Consider the following 24,686-nt stretch of genomic DNA (forward strand, 5'->3'; position numbering starts at 1 on the left):
GGGCCTCTCTCTCACGCTTATGACACCGACCCGCCATGCTCGCCTCGCGGCAAGTGGTCGCTCGTAGCGACGATGGTTGGGCCCGGGGGCTTGGATCGAGCCGGTGCCACATCCAAGGTAACAAACGAATCCCGTAAGGCAATTCCCGTCCCGAGAAGCCGCTCGGGTCAATCTCGGAGGACGGTCCTTCACCGCGAGGGGTCAGTCCCTGAGCAGATCCGGGACCCCGGCCGCGTCCGGCTCGTCGCGCTCCCCCGACAGGACCGTGAGCTGCTGCGTCGCGCGCGTCAGCGCCACGTACAGGACGCGCAGGCCCGCCGGGGACTCGTCCGCGATCTCCGCGGGCGAGACGACCAGCGTCGCGTCGTACTCGAGGCCCTTGGCCTCCAGGCTGCCCAGCGCCACCACCCGGTCGCCGAGCCCCGCGAGCCAGCGCGCCGCCTGCTCGCGGCGGTTCATCGCGACGACGACGCCGACCGTGCCGTCGACCCGCTCCAGGAGCCGCGCCGCCTCCTCGCGCACGGACGAGGCGAGGTCCTTGCCCCGTACGACCGCGAAGCGGGGCTCCACGCCGGTGGAGCGGACCGCCGACGGGGACTCGGCGCCCGGCATCGCGAGGGCCAGGACCCGCGCGGCCAGGTCGGCGATCTCGGCGGGGTTGCGGTAGTTGACGGTGAGCGTGAAGCGGCGGCGCGGGCGGCTGCCGAGCGCCTCGTCGCGCGCCTCGCCCGCCTCGTCGGGGTCGGACCAGGAGGACTGGGCCGGGTCGCCGACGACGGTCCACGTGGCGTGGCGGCCGCGGCGGCCGACCATGCGCCACTGCATGGGCGTCAGGTCCTGGGCCTCGTCGACGATGACGTGCGCGTACTCCGTGCGCTCTGCCGCCAGGCGCTCGGCGCGCTCGCGCTGGGACTCCTCGCGCTGCGGCATCAGCTCTTCGAGGCCGGTGAGCAGGTCGAGGGGGTCGAGTTCCCGCTTCTTCTTGGGGCGGTGCGGCGTGCCGAGGATCGCCTGGAGCTCGTCGAGCATCGCCACGTCGTGCACGGACAGCGCGTCGCGCCGCAGCGAGCGGGCGACCTTGCGGACCTCGCCGGGGTTGAGGATCCGGCGCGCCCAGCGGCCGAGGCGCCGCTCGTCGCCCATCGCGGCCAGCACGCCGCGCGGGGTGAGCTCCGGCCACCAGGCGTCGAGGAAGCGGATGAAGTCGTCCTCGGACGTGATGTCGTCGTCGAAGGAGGAGCGGAGTTCGGCGGCGAGCTCGGGGTCGGTGTGGCGGCCGGCCGCGCCGGACTGGGACCACAGGGCGTCCAGGAGGAGCTTGCGGGCTCGCGGGCGCAGGAGGTTGACGGGGGCGGTGCCGCTGAGCGCGTTGCGGCGGATGCGGTCGAGCTGGCCGGCGTCCAGTTCGAGCCGGCGGCCGAAGGCGACGACGCGGAGGCGGGTGGGGGCGGCGGCGGCCTGCGGTTCCTCGTCCTCGTCGCCGAAGGACAGCTGCCCGTCCTGCGGGGCGGCGGGGGCGGCCGGGCCGGAGGGAGTCTCCAGTGCTCCCCGCGCCGCCTTCCTCAGCACCTTCAGCATGCGCGAGGAGCCCTTGACCCGGGCCACCGCGGGGCTGTCGTACTCCGTCGCCTCCACGCCGTCCACCAGGGAGCCCACCGCACGGATCGCGACCTGCCCTTCCTCGCCGAGGGACGGCAGCACGCCTTCCGTGTAGGCGACCAGGAGCGGGGTCGGGGAGACGATGAGGATGCCGCCCGCGTACCGGCGGCGGTCCTGGTAGAGCAGGTACGCGGCCCGGTGCAGGGCCACCGCGGTCTTGCCGGTGCCGGGGCCGCCCTCCACGTACGTCACCGACGCGGCGGGGGCGCGGATCACCATGTCCTGCTCGGCCTGGATGGACGCCACGATGTCCCGCATCGAGTGGCTGCGGGCCTGGCCGAGCGCGGCCATCAGGGCGCCGTCGCCGACGACGGGGAGCTCCTCGCCGTCGAGCCGGGCGGTGAGCTCGGGGCGCATCAGGTCGTCCTCGACGCCGAGGACCTTGCGGCCCTTGGAGCGGATGACGCGGCGGCGCACCACCCGGCCCGGATCGACCGGCGTCGAGCGGTAGAAGGGCGCGGCGGCGGGCGCGCGCCAGTCGATGACCAGCGGGGAGTAGTCGGCGTCGAGGACACCGATGCGGCCGATGTGCAGGGTCTCCGCGATGTCGGCGTACTTGCCGTTCGCGTCCTCGCGCACCGCGCCCTCCGCCGGCTCGACCGCCGTGTACGCGCCGTCGGGCCCCTTCTTGCCGTCCTTGCCCTGGAGCAGGTCGATACGGCCGAAGAGGAAGTCCTCGAACTCGTTGTTGAGCCGGTTGAGGTGGACACCCGCGCGGAAGACCTGCGCGTCACGCTCGGCGAGCGCGCCCGGCGTACCGACCTGGGAGCGCTGGGCAGCGTCGTTCATCAGGAACTCGGCCTCGTGGATCTTCTCCTCGAGACGTCGGTAGACCTGGTCGAGATGTTCTTGTTCGACGCTGATCTCGCGGTCGCGTACGTCGGCCACCGAGGCCCCTTTCACACCGTGCTGCTGCCCGTATTGAGCAGCCGTCCACCTTAGGCGAAAGGGGCCCGTCCTGTGCACTTGTCTCGCGGCCGGTACGCGCTACACGTCGACCTTGACCAGCCGCTCCCCGTCGAACGTGGTCACCTCGAAGTGGTCGATGTCGTTCCGGTCCATGGCCGCGCCCCCGTGCACGTACAGCGGGCTGCGCGCCCATTTGTTCGGACTGTCCTTGATGCCGTATCCCCATTCGGGCACCGACCAGCTGCTGACGGTCTCCTTCCCGCCGTCCTTGCCGACCGCGACCAGGGAGCACTTGAGCGGGCCCTTGACGTTCTTCAGCTCAAGGACGGCGTGTGTGCCCCAGGCCTTCTTCTCCGTGCCGACCGTGGCGCTGACCTTGGTCGTCGGGTCGGTGGCGCGCGCCTTCTCGTCCATGTGGTGGAAGAAGGCGTCCTCGGCGGGGCTGGAGGGGTGCGGGTCGGCCACCACGCCCTTCGAGCCGCCGTCGTCACCGGCCACCGCGAGGACGACGAGCGGCCCGCCGACGATCAGCGCGACCGCCGCCGCGACCAGGTACAGGCCGCGCCTGCGCCCGCGCTCCCGCTTGGCGGACACCTCGGCGAGGAGGCGCTCGGCGAGCCGGGGGCTCGGCCGGGCGGCGAGCTGCTCGCCGATCGCGGGCATGCCGCGCGGGCCGGGGAGGTCCGCGAGCGCGGCCAGCATCGGCTCCATGCCGGAGAGCTCGTCCAGTCGGTGCCGGCAGAACTCGCACCCGGCGAGGTGCTCCTCGAACCGTGTGGCGTCCGCGTCGTCCAGGATCCCGAGGGCGTAGGCGCCGACGGTCTCGTGGAGCTCGTCGTCCTGCCGCGCGCCGTGGTGGCTGTGGAACTCGGTCATGCCGTCACCCCCCGCTCCTCGAGCGCCAGCTTCATCGAGCGAAGCGCGTAGAAGACCCGTGAACGGACCGTCCCGCTGGGTATGCCCAGCGTCTCGGCCGCCTCATTGACCGTACGCCCTTTGAAGTAGGTCTCGACAAGTACCTCCCGGTGTGCGGGAGTCAGGTCCTCCAGCGCGTCCGAGAGCGTCATCAGCCACAGTGCCCTGTCGATCTCGTCCTCCGCGGGGATGACCTCCAGCGGCGACGGGTCGACCTCCTGCGGCCGGGCCTGCCGGCTGCGGTGGCCGTCGATGACGATGCGCCGAGCGACCGTCACCAGCCAGGGGCGTACCGAACCGGTCGCTCTGTTGAGCTGACCGGCGTTCTTCCAGGCACGGATGAGCGTTTCCTGTACGACGTCCTCGGCACGCTGCCGGTCGCCCGCCACCAGCCGGAGCACATAGGCGAGAAGTGCTCCCGCGTGCTCGCGGTAGAGGGCGCGCATCAGCTCCTCGTCCGGGCCCGGGGGCCGTCCGAGGCGATGGCGGTGCGGCTGCGGGCGCTCATCGGCCACGGCGGAATCCTTGCGCACGCGTACCTCCGGTGTCCGCCCTTTCGGCGGGTCGGGCGGGTCTCACGACGGAGGTACGTATGCGGGGTGGCGGTTGTTCAACGGGGGTGGGCGGGGGTTGATACTGGGCGCACTTGGGCGGGGGCGTAGGGGGCGGGGCGGGGCATACGGGACTGCCCCTCACTCCCGTCCGACCGCGGCCACCCTCCTGCGGTGCCTGGCCACTCGCTCTCGGTTGCCGCACACCTCGCTGGAGCACCAGCGGCGGCGGCGGCCGCGGGACGTGTCGAGGTACACGATCAGGCAGTTGTCGCCCTCGCACTGGCGCAGGAGGGCGCGGGCCGCGGGATCGGTGAGCAGGTCGACGGTGTCCCGGGCGACGGCGGCGACGAGCGACGCGCAGCCGGGGTCGCCGCGCAGGACGCGGACCAGGGTGCCGTCGGCGGCGCGGACCGCACAGGGGGCCGGGGGCGCGGTGGCGGCCAGGGCGTTGACGCGGTCGAGGGCGGCGGTGGCGGCCGCGGTGAAGGGGCGCCCGTCGATCTCACCGAGCACCAATTGCCCTATGGCGGCGCGCAGTTCATGGAAGGCGGTGAGCCATTGCGGGCCGGCGCCGGGCAGGGGCGCGCCGGCCGGTACGAGACCGGTGCCCGCGAGCCAGGCGCGCAGCCGCTCCACGGAGTCGAGCCGTTCCACGGGGTGGTTCGTCGCCACGAGGTCCAGGCAGCTCCGCCCGGAGTCGAATCGCAGCTCGTACGGAGCCGGGGCCGCGCCCAACGCCATGCGCCTGTCACCGCCTTGGTGGGGGTCACCGGTGAGTGAATGCCGTTGCGTACCCCTACAGTGCACTCCCCCGGGCGGCTCCGGAACCCGGCGTACCAGGTTGCCCCGAGAACCCACTTCGGCGGCCGGGACCGTACCCGCCCCACCCCACGTGTGTCAGCCCACGTATTTGGACCCCGACGCCGGGTCGATCGCGAGCCGGTACCCCCGCTTGACCACCGTCTGGATCAGCTTCGGCGCGCCGAGGGCGGTGCGCAGGCGGGCCATCGCGGACTCCACCGCGTGCTCGTCGCGGCCCGCGCCCGGGAGCACGCGCAGCAGTTCGGCGCGGGCCACGACCCAGCCGGGGCGGCGGGCGAGGGCGGTCAGCAGGGCCATGCCCGCGGGCGGTACGGCGCGCAGCTCGTCGTCGACCAGGACGGCGTGCCCGCGGATCTCGACGCGGTGGCCCGCGATGCGCAACACCCGTGCGCGGGAGGGGAGTTCCTGGCACAGGAGCTGGACGAGCGGCCCGAGCCGGAACCGTTCCGGCTGCACCGTGTCGACGCCGAGGGACTGCAGCGGCAGCGCGGTGACGGGTCCCACGCAGGCGGACAGCACGTCGTGGTGGAGGGCGGCGAGGAGCTCGTCCGTCATGCCCCGCTCCTCGGCGCGGGCGAGCAGGGAGGCGGCGGCGGGCGCGCTGGTGAACGTCAGCGCGTCGACGCCCCGCCCGACGGCCGCGTCGAGGAGCCGGTCCACGGGGCCGAGGTCCTCGGGCGGCAGCCACCGGTAGACGGGCACCATGACGACCTCCGCGCCCCCGGCCCGCAGCGCCTCGACGAAGCCGGGCAGCGGCTCCCCGTGCAGCTGGAGGGCGACGCGCCGTCCGTCGACGCCCTCGCCGAGGAGCCGGTCGAGGACCTCCGCCATGGACTCGGACGAGGGCGACCACTCCTCGGTGAGCCCCGCGGCGCGCACGGCCCCCTTCACCTTCGGCCCGCGGGCGAGCAGTTCGACCCCGCGCAGACAGCGGACCAGCGCCTCTCCGTACCCCCAGCCGTCCGCGGCCTCGATCCAGCCGCGGAACCCGATGGCGGTGGTGGCGATGACGACGTCCGGCGCGTGGTCGATCAACTCCTTCGTGGCGGCGAGGAGTTCACTGTCGTCGGCGAGCGGCACGATGCGCAGCGCGGGCGCGTGCAGCACGGTGGCGCCGCGCCGCTTGAGGAGCGCGCCGAGCTCGTCGGCGCGCCGGGCGGCGGTCACGCCGACGGTGAAGCCGGCGAGGGGCCCGTGCGCGGCCGGGTCGCCGACGGCGGGGGTGGCCCTGGGGCTCGGGCTCGGGCTGGAGCTCGGGCTCGGACTGGAGCTCGGGCTCGGGCCGGCGCTGGGACCGGGACCGGGGCTCGGGTTGGCGCTGGGACCGGGGCCGGGGCTCGGGTTGGCGCTGGGACCGGGGCCGGGGCTCGGGTTGGCGCTGGGACCGGGGCCGGGGCTCGGGTTGGCGCTGGGGCTCGGGCTGTCGTGCATAGGCTCGTCTCGTCTCGTCCCGCTCGTGTTCCTTGTCCCGCTTTCCTTGTCCCGCTCGTTTCGCTCGTGGCTCGTGGGCGGCGGACGACCGAGCCTGTCAACGGCGCGTGACGGGCCCGGTTCACGACGATGTCCGCCGTGTTACGTCACACCTCGGCGTAGCTGAGCTGCGGCTTCTCCTCGGTGTCGGCCGCCGGGACCGTGCGGGCGACCGGCCGGCGAAGGTATACGGCCCAGGTGACGGCCGCGCACACACCGTAGAAGGCGAGGAAGGCGATGTACGCGCCCGTGCCGGAACCCACGGTCTGGAAGGACTGCCGCAGCGCGAGGTTGATGCCGAGCCCGCCGAGCCCGCCGACGGCCCCGATCAGCCCCATGGCCGCCCCGGAGAGCCGCCGCCCCTGAGCCGCGGCCGCCTCCCCCACGAGCCCGCTCGCCTCCGCCTTCGCCTGAAAGATCCCGGGGATCATCTTGTACGTCGATCCGTTGCCGAGCCCGGTGAGCACGAAGAGCGCGACGAACGCGCCGACGAACAGCGGCAGCGACTCACGCACGGAGGCGAGGACGACCACGCCGGTGGCGGCGCCCATCCCGAGGAAGTTCCACAGGGTGATGCGCGCGCCGCCGAACCGGTCGGCGAGCCACCCGCCGACGGGCCGGATCAGCGAGCCGAGCAGCGGCCCGATGAAGGTGAGCTGGGCGGCTTCGAGCGGCGTACGCCCGAACTGCGTCTGCAGGACGAGCCCGAAGGCGAAGCCGTACCCGATGAACGACCCGAACGTCCCCACGTACAGGAACGACATGATCCACGTGTGCGCGTCACGCGTGGCCGCCTTCACGGCACCGGTGTCGTTGCGGACGGACGAGATGCTGTCCATGAAGAGAAAGGCACAGACAGCGGACACGAGAACAAGCGGAATGTAGATGCCCAGCACCACACGCGGCCCACCGCTCGCCCCGATGACGGCGAGCCCCACGAGCTGCACCACGGGCACGCCGATGTTGCCGCCGCCGGCGTTGAGCCCGAGGGCCCACCCCTTCTTCCGCAGCGGGAAGAACGAGTTGATGTTGGTCATGCTGGAGGCGAAGTTGCCGCCGCCGACCCCGGTGAGCAGGGCACACAGCATGAAGGTGGAGTAGGACGTCCCCGGCTCCATCACGACGAACGCGGCGACGGTCGGCAGGAGCAGCAGGGAGGCCGCGATGACGGTCCAGTTACGCCCGCCGAAACGCGCGACGGCGAAGGTGTACGGCACGCGGACCACGGCCCCCACGAGGGTCGCCATCGACACGAGGAAGAACTTCCCGGCCGCGTCGATCCCGTACTCGGGCCCCATGAACAGCACCATCACCGACCACAGGCTCCACACGGAGAACCCGATGTGCTCGGACAACACGGAGAACGCGAGATTCCGCCGGGCGACCTTCTCCCCGCCCTCCTCCTTCCAGAACGTCTCGTCCTCCGGGTCCCACCGCTCGATCCACATCACACGCCTCCAGGAGTAGTCCACGCACACCGGCCGACCCTCCCGAACGTAAAGAGACCGCATTTCAACCTTGTGCCGCACGATGACCACCGGGGAACGTTGCTCTCACGGGGGGTGGGGTGGGGCGGTGAGGGGCGGGGCGCGCGGCGGTGAGGGGCCGGGCCCACCCCCTGCTAGGCCGAGAGGGTCCGCACCCTGGCCGATGCGAGTTCCTCAGCGATCTCCCCGGCGTGAGCCGTGCGCACCTCGATCGACTCGCCGGAGCGGAGGAGCAGGTCGAGCGTCGGATCGAGCCAGGTCACCGTGTTCGCGATGCACGCCACACCTGCCAGCTCCGCGAAGGGGAGGTCGAGCGTGTCCCCGTCCGCGCCACGAAGGTGCAGCACCCCCGCACCGATCCCCAGGGCCCCTGCACGCAGGGGCGCACAGTCCCAAGCGGCGGGCCCGACGGCCGCACCCTGTCCAGTCTGTCCAGTGGCCTCACCCAACCCGTAACGGATGGGGCGCACGACTGCTCCAGCGGGAAGCGAACCCGTCAGGGCGCTCGCGTCCCGGGCGACCCGGGTCCGCTCCCGGCGCCGCTTGAGCGCGACCATCGGAAAACCGATCACCAGCACGGCAAGGGCGACAAGCCCCACCAGCACCAGGCCGAGGACGTTCTTCGGGCGGGCAACCGCGAAAACCACGGCGACGACGGTGACCGGGGCGAACAGAGCGATGTAGAGCAGCGCGGGACGAATTCCGGTCGGATGGGCTTCCACGGTCCCGGCCATCAGCCCGCGGTGCCGATACCGTCGACGCTCCCGCCCGCGGATCACCTTCTCCCGCGAAGCCCAGCCATAACGGTCGGCGTATTTCCTCACCGTCACCCAGGCGAAGGCTGCCGCCACCACCAGTCCCGGCAACATCACGAGGTCATCCGCCTCGGCCGCATTCGCCAGCACCACGACGACCAGGACGAAGGCCAGTGCCAGAAGCGCCGCCGCATTGAAGAAGCGGGCGTGCGGCGAGCCCTGCGAGCCGTAGCCGGCAGGGATCTCGGAGTCGTGCCCCCGGTCGACGGCCCCCCACTGCTGAAGCAGCCGCTTCCGCCGCACCCCGCGAACACGCAGGGACCGCAGAACCAGGAGTGCCGGGAGCGCCACCACCACGAACAGGAGACCCGCCCCGACGACCGCGACCGCCGCGTCGCTGCCACCGCCGTCCTCGCTCGTGGCCGCATCAGCCACGAGAACCGGGACCAGCAGAGCTACGAGGGTGACCGCCGCCGAACACAGGAAAAAGGCGAAACCACGCCCGCGCGAGAGATCCTCTCGCACCAGTGCGTTGAGCGCCTCCGACTGCGCTCGCAGCAAGCCGGCCCGGTCCGGCCAGGTCGAAGCCGATCCGGGCTCATCGGGAAGTGGCGCCGCGCGAAACAACGAACCTCGTGAGGAGGATCTGGCGCTGGTGGTATTCGTCATGCCCGTTCCTCTGTCGTCCTACTGATTACTCGGAGTCCGGGAACGCTCACCCCAGATGCGTGTCCCCCAGCGACACCAGCAGCCGGCGCAGGGCGCCGTCGAGGGCGGTGCGGTCCTCCGGGGTCAGGGCGGCCAGCATGCGCTCCTCGTTCGCCACGTGGTCGACCACCGCGCGGTCGACCATGTCGCGGCCCGCTTCGGTCAGGCGGACGCGGATGGCGCGGCGGTCGTTCGGATCCGGGTGGCGTTCGATGAGGCCCTTGCGTTCGAGTTTGTCCAGGCGGTTGGTGATGGCTCCGGAGGTCACCATCGCGGTCTTGAGGAGGCCGCCCGCGGTCAGTTCGTGCGGGGCGCCGACCCGGCGCAGGGTGGCGAGGACGTCGAACTCCGCGAACTCCAGGCCGTACTCGACGAAGACCCGCTTCATACCCTTGCTCAGCAGGTGGTCGGCCCGCTTGATGCGGCCCACCAGGGCCATCGCGTCCAGGTGCGCGAGGTCCAGGTCGGGGCGCTCGCGTCGCCATTGGGCACGTAGCTCGTCGATGGCGTCGTGGTCGGGCGTGTTCTGTGCGGGGGTGTCGTGGTCGGTCATGTCGTCGTCTCCGCTCGCGGCGTGCCGGGTGCCGGGCCTACTCGGCGGAATCTCTCAACGTTCAGATACTTGACGTTCGCAGATCCCGAGTCCATATTTATCTCAACGTTGAGAATAATAGCGTTAAGCGTTGAGGGAACGGGGAGAGGAAGCGCGTCATGGACATCGGCAGCAGGAGCAGCACCGCGCAGCGCACCGCACAGAGGTCGGCACAGCGGGCGACCCCCGGGTCCGCCACCACCCCCCGCCCCTCCGCCAAAGCCGCCGCCGGCATCGCCGCGCTCGCCGCCATCGGCCCGGCCACCTGGGGCACCACCTACGTGACGACCACCGAACTCCTGCCGCCGGACCGGCCTTTGCTCGCCGCCGCCCTGCGCGCGCTGCCCGCCGGGCTCATCCTGCTCGCGCTCACCCGGCGCCTGCCGAGCGGTGACTGGTGGTGGAAGGCGGCGGTGCTCGGCATCCTGAACTTCGGAGCGTTCTTCCCGCTCCTCTTCTTCGGCGCGTACCGGCTGCCCGGCGGTGTCGCCTCGACGATCAGCGCCGTCATGCCGCTGCTGGTCGCCGGGTTCGGGATCGGTGTGCTGAAGGTGCGGCCCACCGGCCGTACGCTGGCCGCCGGGCTCGTCGGTGTCGCGGGCGTCGCGCTCCTCGTCCTGCGCGGCACCGCCGCGGTCGACCTCGCGGGCATCGCCGCCATGCTGACGGCCACCACGCTGATGGCGCTGGCCGTCGTGCTCAGCAAGCGGTGGGGCCGCCCGGCAGGCGTCTCGCTCCTCGCCCTCACGGGATGGCAGCTGACCGCGGGCGGTCTGGTCCTCGCGCCCATCGCGCTCAGCGTCGAGGGTCTGCCGGGCCACTTCACCGGCGCCAACCTCGCCGGGTACGCCTACCTCGGCATCATCGGCACGGCCCTCGCGTACGCCCTGTGGTTCCACGGCATCGAGCGCCTGCCCGCCTCGTCGGTCTCGTTCCTCGGCCTGACCAACCCGGTCGTCGCCACCCTCGCCGGCCTGGTCTTCCTGGGGCAGACCCTGACCGCCTGGCAGCTGGGCGGCCTGGTCCTCGTCCTGGCGAGCGTGCTGCTCGGCCAGGCCCGCCGCCGCCCGTCACCCCGCACCTGAACCGCCCACCCGCCCGCACACCTGTCCCGAGCCCAAGGAGCCGACCCCCATGCGCATCACCGTCTTCGGAGCAGCCGGAAACGCGGGCAGCCGCGTCGTCGCCGAGGCCCTCGCCCGCGGTCACGACGTCACCGCCGTCGTCCGGGACGCCACCCGCTTCGCCGAACTGCACCCGGCCGCCGCCCACCGCACCGGCGACGCGGCGAACCCGGACCACGTGGCCGAGTTGAGCGCCGGCCAGGACCTCGTGGTCAACGCGACCAGACCCGCCCCCGGCCACGAACACGAGCACCCGGCCATCATCAAGGCCCTCCTGACAGGCCTCGCCCGCACCGCCGGCGTACGCCTCATCGTCATCGGCGGCGCGGGCAGCCTGACGGTCCCCGGTACGCAGGGGGTCCTCGCCATCGACGATCCGAGGTACGTCCCCACAGCCTGGCGCCACATCGCCGAGGCGTCGAACGCCCAGTACGACGCCCTCCGCACCGCGCACACGGACGTCCCCTGGACCTACATAAGCCCCTCGGCCCTCTTCGAACCCGGCACCCGCACAGGCGAGTTCCGCCTCGCCGACGACGACCTACTGGTGGACGCGGAGGGCAACTCGTCGATCTCCATGGAGGACTTCGCGATCGCCCTCCTGAACGAGGCGGAACGCCCGAGCCACCCCCGCACCCGTTTCACCGTCGGCTACTGAGCCGGTCGCCGGTCACTTGCCGGCGAACTTCCAGCTCACCTGGTCCCCGTCCTCCTTCGCGGACCAGCGGACCTCGATGGACTTCGAGTCCTTCGGGATCAGGTACGTCTCGCAGAGGACGTGGGTCTCGCCCTTCTTCCAGCCTTCGAGGTCCAGCTCGTCCTCGCAGCCCGGCGCGTCCTCGGCGGCGCCGATGAGCAGGCCGCCGCGGGTGCCGTCCGCGTAGATCTCTGTGGTGTCCTGGACGTCGGGGGTGTCCGTGAGCGGCGCGCCGCCCTTGTGCATGATCTTCATGTGGGCGGTCGCCGTGACCAGGCCCTTGGCCCGCTTCGGGTCCGAGACCAGCTTCTTGGTCTCGGCCTCCGTGCCGACGTCGACCTTCTCGGCGGTGACGTCGTACGTCACGAAGGCCTTGTCCTCCTTCACCTTGCCCGAGGTGCTCTTGCCGGCCGCCAGCACCGACTCCTCCTTGGGCTTGTTCTGCGACGTGGAGGCACCGGCCTTCGGCTTGTCCTCCGACTTCTTGTCGTCGCCGCCACCGCAGGCGGTCAGCGCGAGGGCGAGCACGGCGACGGGCGCGGCGGCGCGCAGCGCCGTCTTCCTGTAAAGCAAAGCAATCTCCTGGCAGAAGTGGGGGGCCCGCCGCACGGCGGTCGTCCGGCGTGAGCAGCGGGAAGAGCCGTCAGCTTAGGAGTCGGCTACAGGGTGCGTCGAGATCGTTACGGTCCCTCACCGCCCAACTATTGGCAGTTGCAACGCTGTACGCGCGCGCATCTCGGATCTCTTCGCGGACAGCGCCTTTTAGTGCGGCAGTTGTTCACTGGTGCGAATCCCGGGGCCCGCGAGACCCCTGCGGCCGGCGAGCCGCACACGCCGAACGCCCGTATTTACGGCGGCATTTCAAACCATTGCGGGCGCCTCGTTGCACGTAACAGTCGCGCAACGCCTTGATCCGTTCGACGGTCGGTGCCGCGTCGGTTCCGTCTCCTCAGGATGAGTTCGTCCGCATGACGAGTGCGTCCGCCGCGGGCACCCAGCCGTCCGCCGGTTTCTCCAGCCAGCCCTCCTCGGCCGCGAGCGCTGCGGCTGCCGTCCGCAGCGCGGTGACGCCCGGGTGCGTCAGGCCCTTTCGCCACACCAGCGACACGGGTGACAGCGGGACGGGGTCGACGAGCGGCCGCAGCTCGGCGCCCGGCATGGCCGGAAAGTCGACGACGGCGAGGACCGGACGCCGGCTCTTCGCCATCACCCGCTCGAACTCCTCGGCGCCGACGGCGAGCGGCGCCGGTGGCGCGATCCCGATGCCGCGCCCCGCGAAGAGCAGCCGCGCGAGGCCGGTCCACTCCAGCGTCTTCGGGTTGCCTGCCCCCGCGTACACGGTCTCCCCCGCGAGCGCGTCCAGCGGCACCGCGTCGAGCTCCGCCAGCGCGTGCCCGGTCGGCAGCAGCACCGCCATCGGCTCGTACCGCACCGGCTGCTGGTCGAGCCCGGCCCGCAGTGCCGGGTCGAGTCCGGCGAACCGCCCGAAGGAGACGTCGAGCCGTCCGGCGGCGATCTCTGCGGCCGAGCCGGTGAGGCCGCTCTCGAAACGGGCCATCAGCTCGCAGTCGGGGGCGAGTTCGCGGGCCCGCTCCAGGATGCGTCCGAAGACCAGACCGGGACTGTTCAGGTCGACGAGCAGGGGCCGCGCCGCACCCGTGACAGCGGCAACCAGGTCGTCCTGGGCCTCCAGGACACGTCGCGCGTACGGCAGCAGCCGCTCGCCGTCGGCGGTCAGCGAGACCTGCCGCGTCGTGCGCGCGAAGAGCTCGGCCCCCAACTCCCGCTCCAGCCGACGCACATCACGGCTCAGCGCCTGCTGCGCGACATAGAGGCGGTTGGCCGCCCGGGTGAAGTGCAGCTCCTCCGCGACGGCGACGAAGGCGCGCAGCAGCCTGGGGTCCACGTCTCGGCGTACGACGGAATCCTCATCCCTGCGTACGACTGAATCCTCGGTCACCGCAGGAACCTACAACGGAGGTGCGTGAATCGGCACCCCACAGGTGTTGGACCCCACCCGGCACCCCCGGCGAGGGTGACCGCATGCCCCACAACCCCTACGCCCGTCTCTTCGCGATACCCGGCGCCACCGCCTTCACCATCGGCAACCTCATCGCCCGCCTCCCCATGGGCATGTTCAGCGTGAGCGCCGTCATCATGATCTCCGGAGCCCGCGGTTCGTACGCCTTGGCCGGCGCCGTCACCGCGACCGGCCTCGCAGCGACCGCCGTCGTGGCGCCCTGGACGGCGCGGCTGGTCGACCGCCACGGCCAGGCGCGCGTCGCCGTGCCCGCCACCGTCGTCGCCGCGCTCGGCTCGCTCTCGCTGCTGCTGTGCGTACGCTACGGAGCGCCCGACTGGACCCTCTTCGCGTCGTACGCCGCCACGGCGACCACGCCCAACACGGGCGGCATGTCCCGGGCCCGCTGGGCGCACCTCCTCAAGGGCGACGCGCAGGCCGTGCACACCGCCAACTCCTTCGAGCAGGCAGCCGACGAGCTCTGCTTCATGCTCGGCCCGGTCCTCGCGGCCTTCCTGTGCGGCGCGCTCTTCCCCCAGGCGGGCACCCTCATCGGCGTGGTCCTGCTGCTGACCGGCGTCATCGTCTTCGCCGCCCAGCGGGCGACAGAACCCCCGCCGCAGGGACGTACGGACTCATCCGCCAGGACGACATCGCTGCTCCGCGCGCGCGGGATGCCCGCTCTGCTGACCGGCTTCCTCGCCACCGGTGCCGTCTTCGGCTCCCTCGAAGTCGTCACGATCGCCTACGCGGACACGCAGGGCCACAAGGCCGCCGCGGGAGTGGTCCTCGCCCTCCAGGCCGCGGGGTCCTGCGCGGCGGGCCTCGTCTACGGAGCCGTGAAACCGCGCGGCTCGCTGGGCCGCCGCCACCTGCTGTGCGCCGCCGCGATGGCGGCCCTGATGACGCTGCCCCTGCTCGCGGTGGTGGCCACCGGCTCGCTGATCGCCCTCTCCGGAGCGCTGCTCGTCGCCGGGATGGCGACGGCGCCCGCGATGGTCACCGCCATGACGCTCGTCCAGCGCCGCACCCCCGAGGGCCGGTTGAACGAGGGCATGACCCTCGCCGTGACCGGCCTCCTCGGGGGCATCGCCTGTGGCGCCGCGGGCGGCGGCTGGGCGGTGGAGCACCTGGGCGCCGCGGCGGGCTACGGAGTGCCGGTCGCCGCCGCCTGCTGCGCCCTGCTCCTCAGCAGCGCACAGGCTTGCGCCACGAGCACTCCAGCTCGTCGCCGTCCCGCTCGGCCGCACGCGTCGAGCGCGGCTTGACCAGGACGGCCCTGTCCTCGGTCGAGGAGGCGAGCGTCACCATGATCGCGTCCTCGACGGGCTTCACCGAGGAGGCCAGGTGGTTGTTGAGGATGACGCTGAAGACCAGCTCGCGTCCGTCCTTGTCCTTGACGTAGCCGGAGAGGGCGGACGCTGCCGTCAGCGTTCCCGTCTTGGCGTGGACGTTGAGGGCCGCCGGAGTGCCGCACATCCGCGAGCGCAGGGTGCCGCCGACGGACTTGCCGGGGCCGCAGGCCACCGGAAGGGACGCGTGCCAGTCGGCGAACCACGGTTCGGCCTTCACCGAACGCAGCAGCTTGATGTACTGCTCCGCGGCGGCGTTGTCCTTGCGCGAGAGACCGGAGCCGTCGACCTGGCGCAGCTTGCCCGGGTCGACACCGGCGGTCTTCAGATAGCCGTTGATCGCCGCGATGCCGTCGCCCCAACTCCCGGGCCGGCCGGTCGCCTTGTGGCCCATGGCCTTGGTGAGGCTCTCCGCGTGCATGTTGTTGGAGAGCTTCATGAAGGGGACCATGAGGTCCTTGAGCGGCATGGAGTCGTGCGAGGCGAGCTGCCGGGCGCCCCTCGGCGTGGCGATCCCGGTCCGGGTCGGTCCGCTCACCCGCACGCCGTGCGCGGCGAGCGCGTCGCGGAAGACGGCGGCCGCGTACCCGGTGGGCTCCCAGACGGTGACCCACTCCTTGGTGGTGTCCCCGCCGACCGGGACGGTGCCGCTGACGGTGATGGTGTTCTTGCCGTGCTGCCGCTCCACCGCGACGGTGTCGGCGCCGCCCTCCGCGACGGTGGTCGCGCGCAGATCGATGTCTACGTAGTCGGTCTTCGGCGTCACGCCGACGCGCGGCTTATCCCCGGCCCGTGCCCCGGGCACCACCTCGACGATGACCGTCCCGGTGTCGTAGTCCGTGTCGGGCGCGACGCTCAGGGCGCTGATCTGCGCGGCGTAGTACGCGGACTCGTCGTCGCCGCTCCACCCGTCGCCGATGCGCTTGCTGTCGAAGCGGGTGTCGTCGGCGACCAGCCGTCCCGACACCCGCCGGATCCCCGAGTCGGCGATCTTCGCGGCGAGCCGGTCGTAGTCCTCGGCGAGCGTCGTCGGGTCACCTGTGCCGCGCAGGTACAGGTCGCCTTGGAGCACGGAGCCGCGCCGCGGTGCGGCGGAGCGGACGTCGGTGGTGAACCGGTGGGCGGGACCGAGGAGTTCCATGGCCGCGGCCGAGGTGAGCAGCTTGGTGTTGGAGGCGGGCATCAGGCGCCCGCTGGAGCGGTGCTGGTACAGGACATCGCCGGACGCGGAGTCGGCGACGACGACACTGGCCACACCGCCCTCCATGCGCGGGTCGGCCAGGATAGTGTCGATGGCCTCGGGGAGCCCCGATCGGTCGGAGTCCGCCCCGGCCGGTGAGCCGACGGCGAGCCCGGCCGCCGCGACGGCGAGCACGGCGGGCCAGATCCAGTGGCGCATACGGATGGTGACGCGTCTCACGGGTCTACTCATGACCCCGGAGCATGACAGCCGCCGGGGCACGACAGAAGCCCCCTGGCCGGGGGGCCAGAGGGCTTCAGCCTCACATGGGAATTGTGGAGATGGCGGGAATCGAACCCGCGTCCAACGGTGCAGAATCAGGGCTTCTCCGTGTGCAGTTCGCTGCGATTTTCTCGGCCCCGGCGATCACGCGAACAAGTCGCCGACGGGCCCAGTCACTGTTTGATTTCCTCCTAGGTCCCGTGACCGGGCCTAGAAGTTTAGTTCCCTAGCTGATGCCAGGATCCGGGTCGGGAACAGCCCCGGGCTGACACTTCGCAAGTCGCTACTTAGGCAGCGAGGGCGAAGGAATCGCGCTTGGTATCGGCGATTATTTTTTGCGACATATGGTTTACGAGATCATTGCCGCTTCCTCGACACGCTTCCCCTGCTTCGACATCCGCTGTCGAAACCGATCATCCCCATGTTGATTTTTCAATCTGGGCCTTTCGGCCCGGCGCCCCTGCTGTGCGGGGCACGGCCCATCGTACGTGACCAACGCTCGACGATGCCAGCGTATTCCCGGCGGCCCGCTGATCCGGGCCCCTGGGGCTAGCCGATCCCCTGGCGCCGGCGCACCGCCGAGATCGCGCGGTTGGTCTCACGCGTGTCCTGCTTCTCGCGGAGCGTCTGCCGCTTGTCGTACTCCTTCTTGCCCTTGGCCAGGGCGATCTCGACCTTGACCCGGCTGTCCTTGAAGTACAGGGCCAGGGGCACGATCGTGTGGCCCGTCTCGTTCGCCTTGGACTCCAGCTTGTCGATCTCGGCCCGGTGCAGCAGGAGCTTGCGCTTCCGCGTGGCGGAGTGGTTGGTCCAGGTGCCCTGCACGTACTCCGGGACGTGGATGTTGTGCAGCCACGCCTCGCCGTGGTCGATGTGGACGAAGCCGTCCACCAGGGAGGCCCGGCCCATGCGCAGTGACTTGACCTCGGTGCCCATCAGCACCAGGCCGCACTCGTAGGTGTCCAGGATGTGGTAGTCGTGCCGCGCCTTCTTGTTCTGCGCGACCATCTTGCGGGCAGGGGCCTTCTCAGCGGCCTTCGCGGCCTTGCGCTTTACCTTTTCCTTCGCCATAGTCCGGCCATTTTCGCACTACGAGGGGGGTCCGAGGCCAGTCAATACTGTCTCGGCCCGCTCTTCGGCCCGCTCGTCGGCCTCCAGGTCCGGGGTGATGCCCCGGCCGTCGACGGCCCGCCCCGAAGGAGTGCGGTAGTGGCCGACGGTCAGCTCGGCGACGGAGCCGTCGGGCAGCCGGCTCGGCATCTGGACCGCGCCCTTGCCGAAGGTCCTCGTCCCCACCACGACCGCGCGGCCGCGGTCCTGGAGGGCACCTGTGAGGAGCTCGGCCGCGCTCATCGTGCCGCCGTCGACGAGCGCGACCACGGGCCTTTCCGTGTCGCCGCCCCGCTCGGCGTGGAGCGCCTTCTCCTCACCTCGTACGTCATACGTCGCGACGAGGCCGCCGTCGACCAGCGCGGACGCGGCGGTGACCGCCTCCGACACGAGGCCTCCGGAGTTCCCCCGCAGGTCGAGCACGATCCCCGCGCCCTCGGGCGCCTCCCGCACGGCGGTCCGCACGGCCTCTCCGGAGTCCTTGGTGAACGCCGCGACCTTGATCAGGACGGCGCCGCCGGACAGCCGGCTGACCGTGACGGGGTCCGTGGAGACGTGGGCCCTGCGCACGGTCTCGCGCCACGCGCGCGTGCCGCGCTCCACACCGAGGGTCACCGGGGTGCCCGCGCGGTCGCCGCGCAGCAGGGCGAGGACCTCCGTGACGGGCCGGCCCGTGACGCGCTTGCCGTCGACGGTGCGCAGCCGGTCGCCCTCGCGGAGCCCGGCCCGGTCCGCGGGCCCGCCCCGCTGGACCCGGGAGACCTCGATGCGCCCGTCGGCCCCGCGCCGGGCCCACAGGCCGACGCCCGTGTACCCGCCGCCGAGGGCCTTCTCGAACTCCTGGTACTCCCCCGGCGAGTACACCGACCCCCAGCGGTCCCCGCTGCGGCTGACGGCCTCCTCGGCGGCCTTCTTGCCGGACTTGCCGTCGGCCATGGCCTCCGCGGCGGCGTCGGCGGCTTCCTCCGCGGTGTCGTCGGAACGCTCCGAGGAGCCGAGCACGTCCGAACGTAACGAAGGAGGAGGGGGATTTCGGCCGTCGTCCGCGGCGTCGCTCCAGGAGCCGGTGGCGGCGCCCGTGACGAGGACGCTCGCGAAGACCAATGTCAGGGTCGCCCCGCGGCGGATGCGGCGGGGCCGGGACAACCGGTCGGCGAACCGGACGAGGCCTGACATGCCGGTGAGTCTAGGACAACGAAGGGCGCCGTACGGTTGGTTGAACCGTACGACGCCCTGCCGCACCGGCGGCTCTTGTCACACCTTCAGGTACTTGCGCAACGCGAAGAACGCGGCAAGCGCGGGCATCAGAAGGCCGATTGCGAGCACCAGCGGCAGCTTGGCGAGGACCGCGTCCCAGCCGATGAAGTTGATCAGGTTGATCTTCTCGGACAGCTCCAGACCGTGGTCGATCATGAAGTACCGCCCGACCAACAGCATTCCGCAGGCGACGGCTCCGCCGATGAGGCCGGCGACGGCGGCCTCCATGATGAACGGCATCTGGATGTAGAAGCTGGAGGCGCCGACGAGCCGCATGATGCCGGTCTCGCGTCTGCGGCTGAACGCCGAGACGCGCACGGTGTTGACGATCAGCATCAGCGCGACGACGAGCATCAGCGCCATCACCGCCACGGCCGCCCAGTTCATGCCGTTCAACAGCCCGAAGAGGTTGTCGAGATAGCCCTTCTGGTCCTGCACGGACTGCACGCCGTCACGCCCGGAGAAAGCGGTCGCGACCACCTGGTACTTCTCCGGGTCCTTCAGCTTGATGCGGTACGACTCCTGCATCTGGTCCGGCGTCAGGGAGCTGGACAGCGGCGAGTCGCCGAACTGCTCCTTGTAGTGCTTGTACGCCTCGTCCGCCGACTCGTACGTGACCTTGTCCACGACGGTCATCTTCTTCAGATCGCGGAGGATCAGGTCCTTCTGCTCGTTCGTGACGGCGCCCTTGGCGCACTTGGGGTCCTGCTCGGCGTCGGCCTTGTTGCAGAGGAAGATCGAGACGTTGACCTTGTCGTACCAGTAGCCCTTCATCGTGCTCACCTGGTCACGCATGAGCAGCGAACCGCCGAAGAGGGCGAGCGAAAGCGCTACGGAGACGATGACCGCGAAGGTCATCGTGAGATTCCGGCGGAGACCGACGCCGATCTCCGACAGGACGAACTGGGCGCGCATGGCGGCCTTTCAGTGGATCAGGTGGAACAGACAGCGGTCGGGCGAGACGGTGTCAGTGCTGGTAGCCGTAGACGCCGCGCGACTGGTCGCGCACGAGACGGCCCTTCTCCAGCTCGATGACCCGCTTGCGCATCTGGTCCACGATCTGCTGGTCGTGGGTGGCCATCACGACGGTCGTGCCGGTCCGGTTGATCCGGTCGAGCAGCTTCATGATGCCGACGGACGTCTGCGGGTCGAGGTTGCCGGTCGGCTCGTCCGCGATGAGGAGCTTGGGCCGGTTGACGAACGCGCGCGCGATCGCGACGCGTTGCTGCTCACCGCCGGAGAGCTCGCCCGGCATCCGGTCCTCCTTGCCGCCGAGGCCCACGAGATCGAGGACCTGGGGCACGGACTTGCGGATCTCGCCGCGGGACTTGCCGATGACCTCCTGCGCGAAGGCGACGTTCTCACCGACGGTCTTGTTGGGCAGGAGGCGGAAGTCCTGGAACACGGTGCCCAGCTGGCGCCGCATGTGCGGCACCTTCCAGTTGGACAGGCGCGCGAGGTCCTTGCCGAGGACGTGCACCTGGCCGTGGCTGGTGCGCTCCTCGCGCAGGACGAGCCGCAGGAAAGTGGACTTTCCGGAGCCGGAGGATCCCACCAGGAAGACGAACTCGCCCTTCTCGATCTCGAGGGAGACGTCCCTGAGCGCTGGGCGGGTCTGCTTCGGATAGGCCTTGGAGACGTTGTCGAATCGGATCACGGATGCACCACGGGTTGCCGGGGGTAGGTGAGCGTGACCATACGCGAAGCAGGTACGCGCGCGCAGTCGGCGTCCTGAGTTGCGCGGATTGTCACGGAAGTACGGGGCGGAAACCGTGGCGAAGGGGTGGGCCGCGCCGAAATCCGCGGAAGCTGGCACAGTGGTAGGGGGAACGATTGAGTTCCCCGTAGCGTTGGGCAGGCTGAGACTGTGCGGGAGGAGAAGCGCATGACCCTGGATCGGTTGGTATGCGCGAACTGCGCAGCGCCCGTGAATGAAGGCCGCTGCCCCGTGTGCCGGGCCAATCGCGAGCGTCTGCAGCAGGAAGGGCCCTTCGCCGGGCTCAATCCCGCGGCACTGATAGCGCTGCTCGTCGTGTTGATCGCGGCGGTCGTGCTGCTGGCGCAGCAGACCGCGTAGCGCGCCGGCCCCTGCGGGGGCGCCCACGAGGCACACAGTGAACACAAAGAGTCACGAGGCGTCCCGAAGCTGACATCGGCGGCGACACAGAAGGGCCTGGAGCTCCGTGGAGCTCCAGGCCCTTCTTCATTCGTACGGATCAGGCAGCTGCGCCGCGGTTGCCGACGAGGCGCGGCAGGATGCGGAAGCCGATGCCGCCGGCGATCATCGTCGCGGCGCCGATCAGCAGGAACGTGGTCTCGGCGGCGCCGGTCTCGGCGAGCTCGCCCTTGTCGGCCGCCGGCTGGGCGTTGTTGCCGCCCTGCTCGACGGGCCGGGAGCCGGTGTCGGTCAGGCTGTCCTTGCCCTTGCCCTGCTCGACGGGGACGGAGCCGCCGCCGTCGGGGCCGGCGTCGTTGCCGTTGTCGCCGCCACCGCCGCCGTTGCCGTGGCCGTTGTTGCCGCCGTTGCCGTTCCCCTCACCCGGGTCGGTGGGGTCGGTGGTGGGGTCCTCGGTCGGGATCTCGGGGTCCGTGGGCTCCTCGGTCGGGATCTCCGGGTCCGTCGGCTCCTCGGTCGGCTCCGTGGGCTCCTCGGTGGGCTCCGGCGGGTCGGAGGGCTCGGGGTCACCCGGGTCCGGGTCGCCCGGGGCCGGGTCGGCGGGGTCCAGGTCCACATCCACGCCGACGCCGCTCTCGTCGGCGTGGGCACCGGCGCCCACACCGCCGAGCTCGACACCGACGTCGAGGGCCGAGGCGGCACCCGCGGCGGTCAGCGAGGCACCGGCGGCGATCACCGCGCCGGCAGCTATTCGCGCGACACGGATCCGCGTCTTCTTCGTCATCTGGTTGCTACCCCCAGTAGCTGAATCGTCAGTGAGGCAGCGTCCGGGGCTGCGTTCGCCGGGGGCGTTCCATCGGCCATCACGATCAGCCTTCAGCCCCCACGGATCCCACGCGCCCCAGAAATACGCACGCCGCGCGCTAGCCTTTCCACTTTTCACAGCAGCGTCAAGGTCGTTGCGGGCGCGATGTCCGAAATTAGGGGAGTTGCCCGGCGTACGGACATCTGACTGTGACGCAAAAGGCAACTGCCGCCCCTGGGGCAGCAGTTGCCTTGTCGATAAAGCCGTTTCCGGCGGCTTTTACTTCTCCTGCTGCTTGCGCCAGCGAATTCCGGCTTCCAGGAAACCGTCGATCTCGCCGTTGAAAACGGACTCGGGGTTGCCGACCTCGAACTCCGTCCGCAGGTCCTTCACCATCTGGTAGGGGTGCAGGACGTACGAACGCATCTGGTTGCCCCAGGAGTTGCCGCCGTCACCCTTGAGGGCGTTCATCTTCGCCTGCTCCTCCTGGCGGCGGCGCTCGAGGAGCTTCGCCTGGAGGACGTTCATCGCGGTCGCCTTGTTCTGGATCTGCGAGCGCTCGTTCTGGCAGGAGACGACGATGCCGGTCGGCAGGTGGGTCAGCCGGACCGCGGAGTCGGTGGTGTTGACGCCCTGGCCGCCGGGGCCCGAGGAGCGGTACACGTCGATGCGCAGCTCGCTCTCGTCGATCTCGATGTGGTCGGTCTGCTCGACCACCGGGAGGATCTCGACGCCGGCGAAGGAGGTCTGGCGGCGGCCCTGGTTGTCGAAGGGCGAGATGCGCACGAGGCGGTGGGTGCCCTGCTCCACGGAGAGCGTGCCGTAGGCGTACGGGACGTTGACGGCGAAGGTGGTCGACTTGATGCCGGCCTCTTCCGCGTACGACGTCTCGTAGAGCTCCGTCTTGTAGCCGTGGCGCTCGGCCCAGCGGAGGTACATGCGCTGGAGCTTCTCGGCGAAGTCGGAGGCGTCGACGCCGCCGGCCTCGGCGCGGATGGTGACGAGCGCCTCGCGGGCGTCGTACTCACCGGAGAGGAGGGTCCTGACCTCCAGCTCGTCCAGCGCCTTCTTGACGGCCGTGAGCTCGGTCTCGGCCTCCGCGCGGGTGTCCGAGTCGTCCTCCTCCTCGGCCATCTCGAACAGCACGCCGAGGTCGTCGATGCGCCCACGGAGCGCCTCGGCCTTCCTCACCTCCGCCTGGAGGTGGCTCAGCTTGCTGGTGATCTTCTGCGCCGCATCCGGGTCGTCCCACAGGGACGGCGCGGCCGCCTGCTCCTCGAGCACGGCGATATCGGCCCTCATGCTGTCGAGGTCCAGGACGGCCTCGATCGACTCCATGGTCGAGGAGAGGGACTTGAGCTCTTCGGAAACATCGACGACTGCCACGACTCCAGCGTAACGGCTGCGGCAAGTGCCCCGGTCCGGGGCGGGGCTCTGTGCCCTACGGCACCGTGCGGTGCGGGTGAGCGGATGGGTGGGTGGGAGACATCCGGGCCGGGGCCTCTACGGGGCCGGAGGGGCCGAGTTTCCGCTGTCCGTGGGGGGTGTGTCGGCGGCGTCGCTGTGGGTGGCCGCCCAGGTGCCGATGCCCGCCGCGGCGACCAGGACCGCGCCCGCCACGCCCAGGGTGATCCTGCGGCGGCGGGCCGAGGAGCGGTGTTTGGCGGAGCCTGGGCGGGCCGCACCCGCCGCGCGGGGGGCGCGGGCCGTGCCGCGGGCGCCGCCGGCGAGCTCGTCCGGGCCCGGGACCCGCATGGACGTGTGGGTGTCGCGGTTGGAGTCGGCGGAGGCCGAGCCGGGGACGAGGGGGACGGCGCCCCGCCGGGGCGCGGCCTCGCGGGGCTCGGGGGCGGCGGAGGAGCCGGAGGTGGAGTTCTCGTACGCCTCCTCGGCCCGGTCGGACTCCGTGTCCGGTTCGTCGACGTCCAGCGGCGGCATCCCCGCGACCAGCGGCAGGAGCTCCCGCAGGCGCGTGGCCAGCTCGGAGGCGCGCAGCCGGGACGCGGGCGCCTTGGCCAGGCACTGGACGAGGAGCTGCCAGAGCTCCTCGGGGATGCCGGGGAGGGGGACCACCGTCTCGGTGACGTGGCGGCGCAGGATCGCGCCGGGGTGGCCGCCGCCGAAGGGGGTGAAGCCGGCGAGGAGTTCGTAGAGGACGGTGGCGAGGGCGTAGATGTCGACGGCCGCGCGTGGGGGCAGGCCCTCGACGATCTCGGGGGCGAGGTAGTCCGGCGTACCGATGATCTTCGTCGCGCGGGTCCGGCGCGGGGAGTCGATCAGCTTGGCGACGCCGAAGTCCGTGAGGAGGGCGGGGTGCGCGCCGCCGGGGCCGAGGGGGCCCTGCATGTCCAGGAGGACGTTCTCGGGCTTGACGTCGCGGTGGACGATGCCCGCGGCGTGCGCGGCGGCGAGGCCGTCGGCGACGTCCGCGACGATGGCGACGGCGGCCTCGGGGGCCATGCGCCGCTCACGCTCCAGGCGGGTGCGCAGATCCGTGCCGCGGACGAGGTCCATGACCAGGGCGAGGTCGTTGCCGTCGACGACGAGGTCGTGGACGCCCACCACGCGCGCGTGGTCGAGGCTGAGCAGCGCCGTGCGCTCCTGGACGAAGCGGCCGACGAGCTCCTGGTCGGACGCCAGGTCCTCGCGCAGCAGCTTGATGGCGACGGGGCCCTCGGGTCCCTCGCCGAGCCACACCGTGCCGGCGCTGCCACGGCCCAGGATCTGGTGGGCGGTGTACCGGCTGCCGATCTTGCGCGTCAAGACTGCTCCTACGGATGCGTGTTGGCGACAAAACTACGCGGCCTTGCCGCCAACCTTCACTCCGGGAGCGGATTTCACCCTGCAGATGTCGACAAATCCACAGAACCGC

The 24,686-nt window shown here is 71.2% G+C and carries 21 protein-coding genes, 1 other RNA gene and 1 pseudogene; 4 read left to right on the forward strand and 19 right to left on the reverse strand.

Annotation, left to right across the window (positions count from 1 at the left end; genetic code table 11):
- Positions 1–201 precede the first annotated feature (201 nt).
- From ACH4D5_RS04250 to ACH4D5_RS04285, 8 genes and pseudogenes are all read right to left on the reverse strand, one after another.
- Entirely contained in the window at positions 202–2,547 is a 2,346-nt protein-coding gene (locus ACH4D5_RS04250) for a HelD family protein (protein ID WP_398298318.1), read from the reverse strand.
- A 99-nt stretch (positions 2,548–2,646) separates the two neighbouring features.
- A complete protein-coding gene (locus ACH4D5_RS04255; RefSeq protein WP_398298320.1) occupies positions 2,647–3,444 on the reverse strand; it encodes a zf-HC2 domain-containing protein in 798 nt (265 codons plus the stop codon).
- The gene (locus tag ACH4D5_RS04260; protein ID WP_398298322.1) at positions 3,441–4,016 is read right to left on the reverse strand and encodes a sigma-70 family RNA polymerase sigma factor; all 576 of its coding nucleotides are present in this window, start codon (positions 4,014–4,016) and stop codon (positions 3,441–3,443) included. The genes ACH4D5_RS04255 and ACH4D5_RS04260 overlap by 4 nt, the downstream gene beginning before the upstream one ends.
- Before the next feature lie 159 nt (positions 4,017–4,175).
- Positions 4,176–4,778, reverse strand: coding sequence for a CGNR zinc finger domain-containing protein (locus tag ACH4D5_RS04265; RefSeq protein ID WP_398298323.1), 603 nt, complete (start codon positions 4,776–4,778; stop codon positions 4,176–4,178).
- A 156-nt stretch (positions 4,779–4,934) separates the two neighbouring features.
- Positions 4,935–6,062, reverse strand: a pseudogene (locus ACH4D5_RS04270) (uroporphyrinogen-III synthase); the annotation flags it as partial.
- Positions 6,063–6,436: 374 nt separating this feature from the next.
- Positions 6,437–7,777: an MFS transporter gene (locus ACH4D5_RS04275; protein ID WP_398298325.1), complete on the reverse strand. Its 1,341-nt coding sequence runs from the start codon at positions 7,775–7,777 to the stop codon at positions 6,437–6,439.
- Between the two features lie 173 nt (positions 7,778–7,950).
- Positions 7,951–9,240: a hypothetical protein gene (locus ACH4D5_RS04280; RefSeq protein ID WP_398298327.1), complete on the reverse strand. Its 1,290-nt coding sequence runs from the start codon at positions 9,238–9,240 to the stop codon at positions 7,951–7,953.
- A gap of 46 nt (positions 9,241–9,286) precedes the next feature.
- Positions 9,287–9,832 carry a MarR family winged helix-turn-helix transcriptional regulator gene (locus tag ACH4D5_RS04285; RefSeq protein ID WP_398298329.1) on the reverse strand — a complete coding sequence of 182 codons (546 nt, stop codon included), beginning with the start codon at positions 9,830–9,832 and terminating at the stop codon, positions 9,287–9,289.
- Between the two features lie 158 nt (positions 9,833–9,990).
- Between ACH4D5_RS04285 and ACH4D5_RS04290 the strand changes: the two genes are divergently transcribed.
- Both ACH4D5_RS04290 and ACH4D5_RS04295 read left to right on the forward strand, forming a co-directional pair.
- On the forward strand, positions 9,991–10,956 hold the full coding sequence (locus tag ACH4D5_RS04290) for an EamA family transporter (RefSeq protein WP_398298330.1): 966 nt from the start codon (positions 9,991–9,993) through the stop codon (positions 10,954–10,956).
- A 49-nt stretch (positions 10,957–11,005) separates the two neighbouring features.
- A complete protein-coding gene (locus ACH4D5_RS04295) occupies positions 11,006–11,653 on the forward strand; it encodes an NAD(P)-dependent oxidoreductase (RefSeq protein WP_398298332.1) in 648 nt (215 codons plus the stop codon).
- A gap of 12 nt (positions 11,654–11,665) precedes the next feature.
- Here the strand turns inward: ACH4D5_RS04295 and ACH4D5_RS04300 are convergent, their stop codons facing one another.
- Complete coding sequence (locus ACH4D5_RS04300) at positions 11,666–12,265, reverse strand: hypothetical protein (RefSeq protein WP_398298334.1); 600 nt, start codon at positions 12,263–12,265, stop codon at positions 11,666–11,668.
- Between the two features lie 376 nt (positions 12,266–12,641).
- A complete protein-coding gene (locus ACH4D5_RS04305) occupies positions 12,642–13,652 on the reverse strand; it encodes a LysR family transcriptional regulator (RefSeq protein WP_398298336.1) in 1,011 nt (336 codons plus the stop codon).
- Positions 13,653–13,735: 83 nt separating this feature from the next.
- Here ACH4D5_RS04305 and ACH4D5_RS04310 point away from each other — a divergent pair, with 83 nt between their 5' ends.
- Positions 13,736–14,980, forward strand: a complete 1,245-nt coding sequence (locus tag ACH4D5_RS04310) for an MFS transporter (protein ID WP_398298338.1) — start codon at positions 13,736–13,738, stop codon at positions 14,978–14,980.
- On the opposite strand, the gene dacB is transcribed toward ACH4D5_RS04310, so the two are convergent.
- The 6 genes from dacB to ftsE form a co-directional block, all read right to left on the reverse strand.
- On the reverse strand, positions 14,901–16,496 hold the full coding sequence (dacB, locus tag ACH4D5_RS04315) for a D-alanyl-D-alanine carboxypeptidase/D-alanyl-D-alanine-endopeptidase (RefSeq protein WP_398298340.1): 1,596 nt from the start codon (positions 16,494–16,496) through the stop codon (positions 14,901–14,903). The genes ACH4D5_RS04310 and dacB overlap by 80 nt on opposite strands.
- An 81-nt stretch (positions 16,497–16,577) precedes the next feature.
- Positions 16,578–16,947, reverse strand: a transfer-messenger RNA (tmRNA) gene (ssrA, locus tag ACH4D5_RS04320).
- A gap of 128 nt (positions 16,948–17,075) precedes the next feature.
- On the reverse strand, positions 17,076–17,597 hold the full coding sequence (gene smpB / locus ACH4D5_RS04325) for an SsrA-binding protein SmpB (RefSeq protein WP_398298342.1): 522 nt from the start codon (positions 17,595–17,597) through the stop codon (positions 17,076–17,078).
- A gap of 18 nt (positions 17,598–17,615) precedes the next feature.
- Positions 17,616–18,812 carry a S41 family peptidase gene (locus tag ACH4D5_RS04330; protein ID WP_398298344.1) on the reverse strand — a complete coding sequence of 399 codons (1,197 nt, stop codon included), beginning with the start codon at positions 18,810–18,812 and terminating at the stop codon, positions 17,616–17,618.
- Positions 18,813–18,890: 78 nt separating this feature from the next.
- The gene (ftsX, locus tag ACH4D5_RS04335; RefSeq protein ID WP_398298346.1) at positions 18,891–19,808 is read right to left on the reverse strand and encodes a permease-like cell division protein FtsX; all 918 of its coding nucleotides are present in this window, start codon (positions 19,806–19,808) and stop codon (positions 18,891–18,893) included.
- A gap of 52 nt (positions 19,809–19,860) precedes the next feature.
- Positions 19,861–20,550, reverse strand: coding sequence for a cell division ATP-binding protein FtsE (gene ftsE, locus ACH4D5_RS04340; RefSeq protein WP_055569411.1), 690 nt, complete (start codon positions 20,548–20,550; stop codon positions 19,861–19,863).
- Positions 20,551–20,778: 228 nt separating this feature from the next.
- Here ftsE and ACH4D5_RS04345 point away from each other — a divergent pair, with 228 nt between their 5' ends.
- On the forward strand, positions 20,779–20,970 hold the full coding sequence (locus tag ACH4D5_RS04345) for a hypothetical protein (RefSeq protein ID WP_362987089.1): 192 nt from the start codon (positions 20,779–20,781) through the stop codon (positions 20,968–20,970).
- Between the two features lie 139 nt (positions 20,971–21,109).
- Here ACH4D5_RS04345 and ACH4D5_RS04350 read toward each other — a convergent pair whose 3' ends face one another.
- The 3 genes from ACH4D5_RS04350 to ACH4D5_RS04360 form a co-directional block, all read right to left on the reverse strand.
- Positions 21,110–21,793, reverse strand: coding sequence for an LPXTG cell wall anchor domain-containing protein (locus ACH4D5_RS04350; protein ID WP_398298349.1), 684 nt, complete (start codon positions 21,791–21,793; stop codon positions 21,110–21,112).
- 300 nt (positions 21,794–22,093) lie between these two features.
- Positions 22,094–23,200 (reverse strand): peptide chain release factor 2, encoded by a 1,107-nt coding sequence (gene prfB / locus ACH4D5_RS04355; protein WP_398298351.1) that lies wholly within the window; start codon positions 23,198–23,200, stop codon positions 22,094–22,096.
- Between the two features lie 117 nt (positions 23,201–23,317).
- Positions 23,318–24,577, reverse strand: coding sequence for a serine/threonine-protein kinase (locus tag ACH4D5_RS04360; RefSeq protein WP_398298353.1), 1,260 nt, complete (start codon positions 24,575–24,577; stop codon positions 23,318–23,320).
- Between the last annotated feature and the right edge of the window lie 109 nt (positions 24,578–24,686).

The sequence above is a fragment of the Streptomyces sp. NPDC018029 genome, assembly GCF_044327655.1.
Lineage (GTDB): Bacteria > Actinomycetota > Actinomycetes > Streptomycetales > Streptomycetaceae > Streptomyces.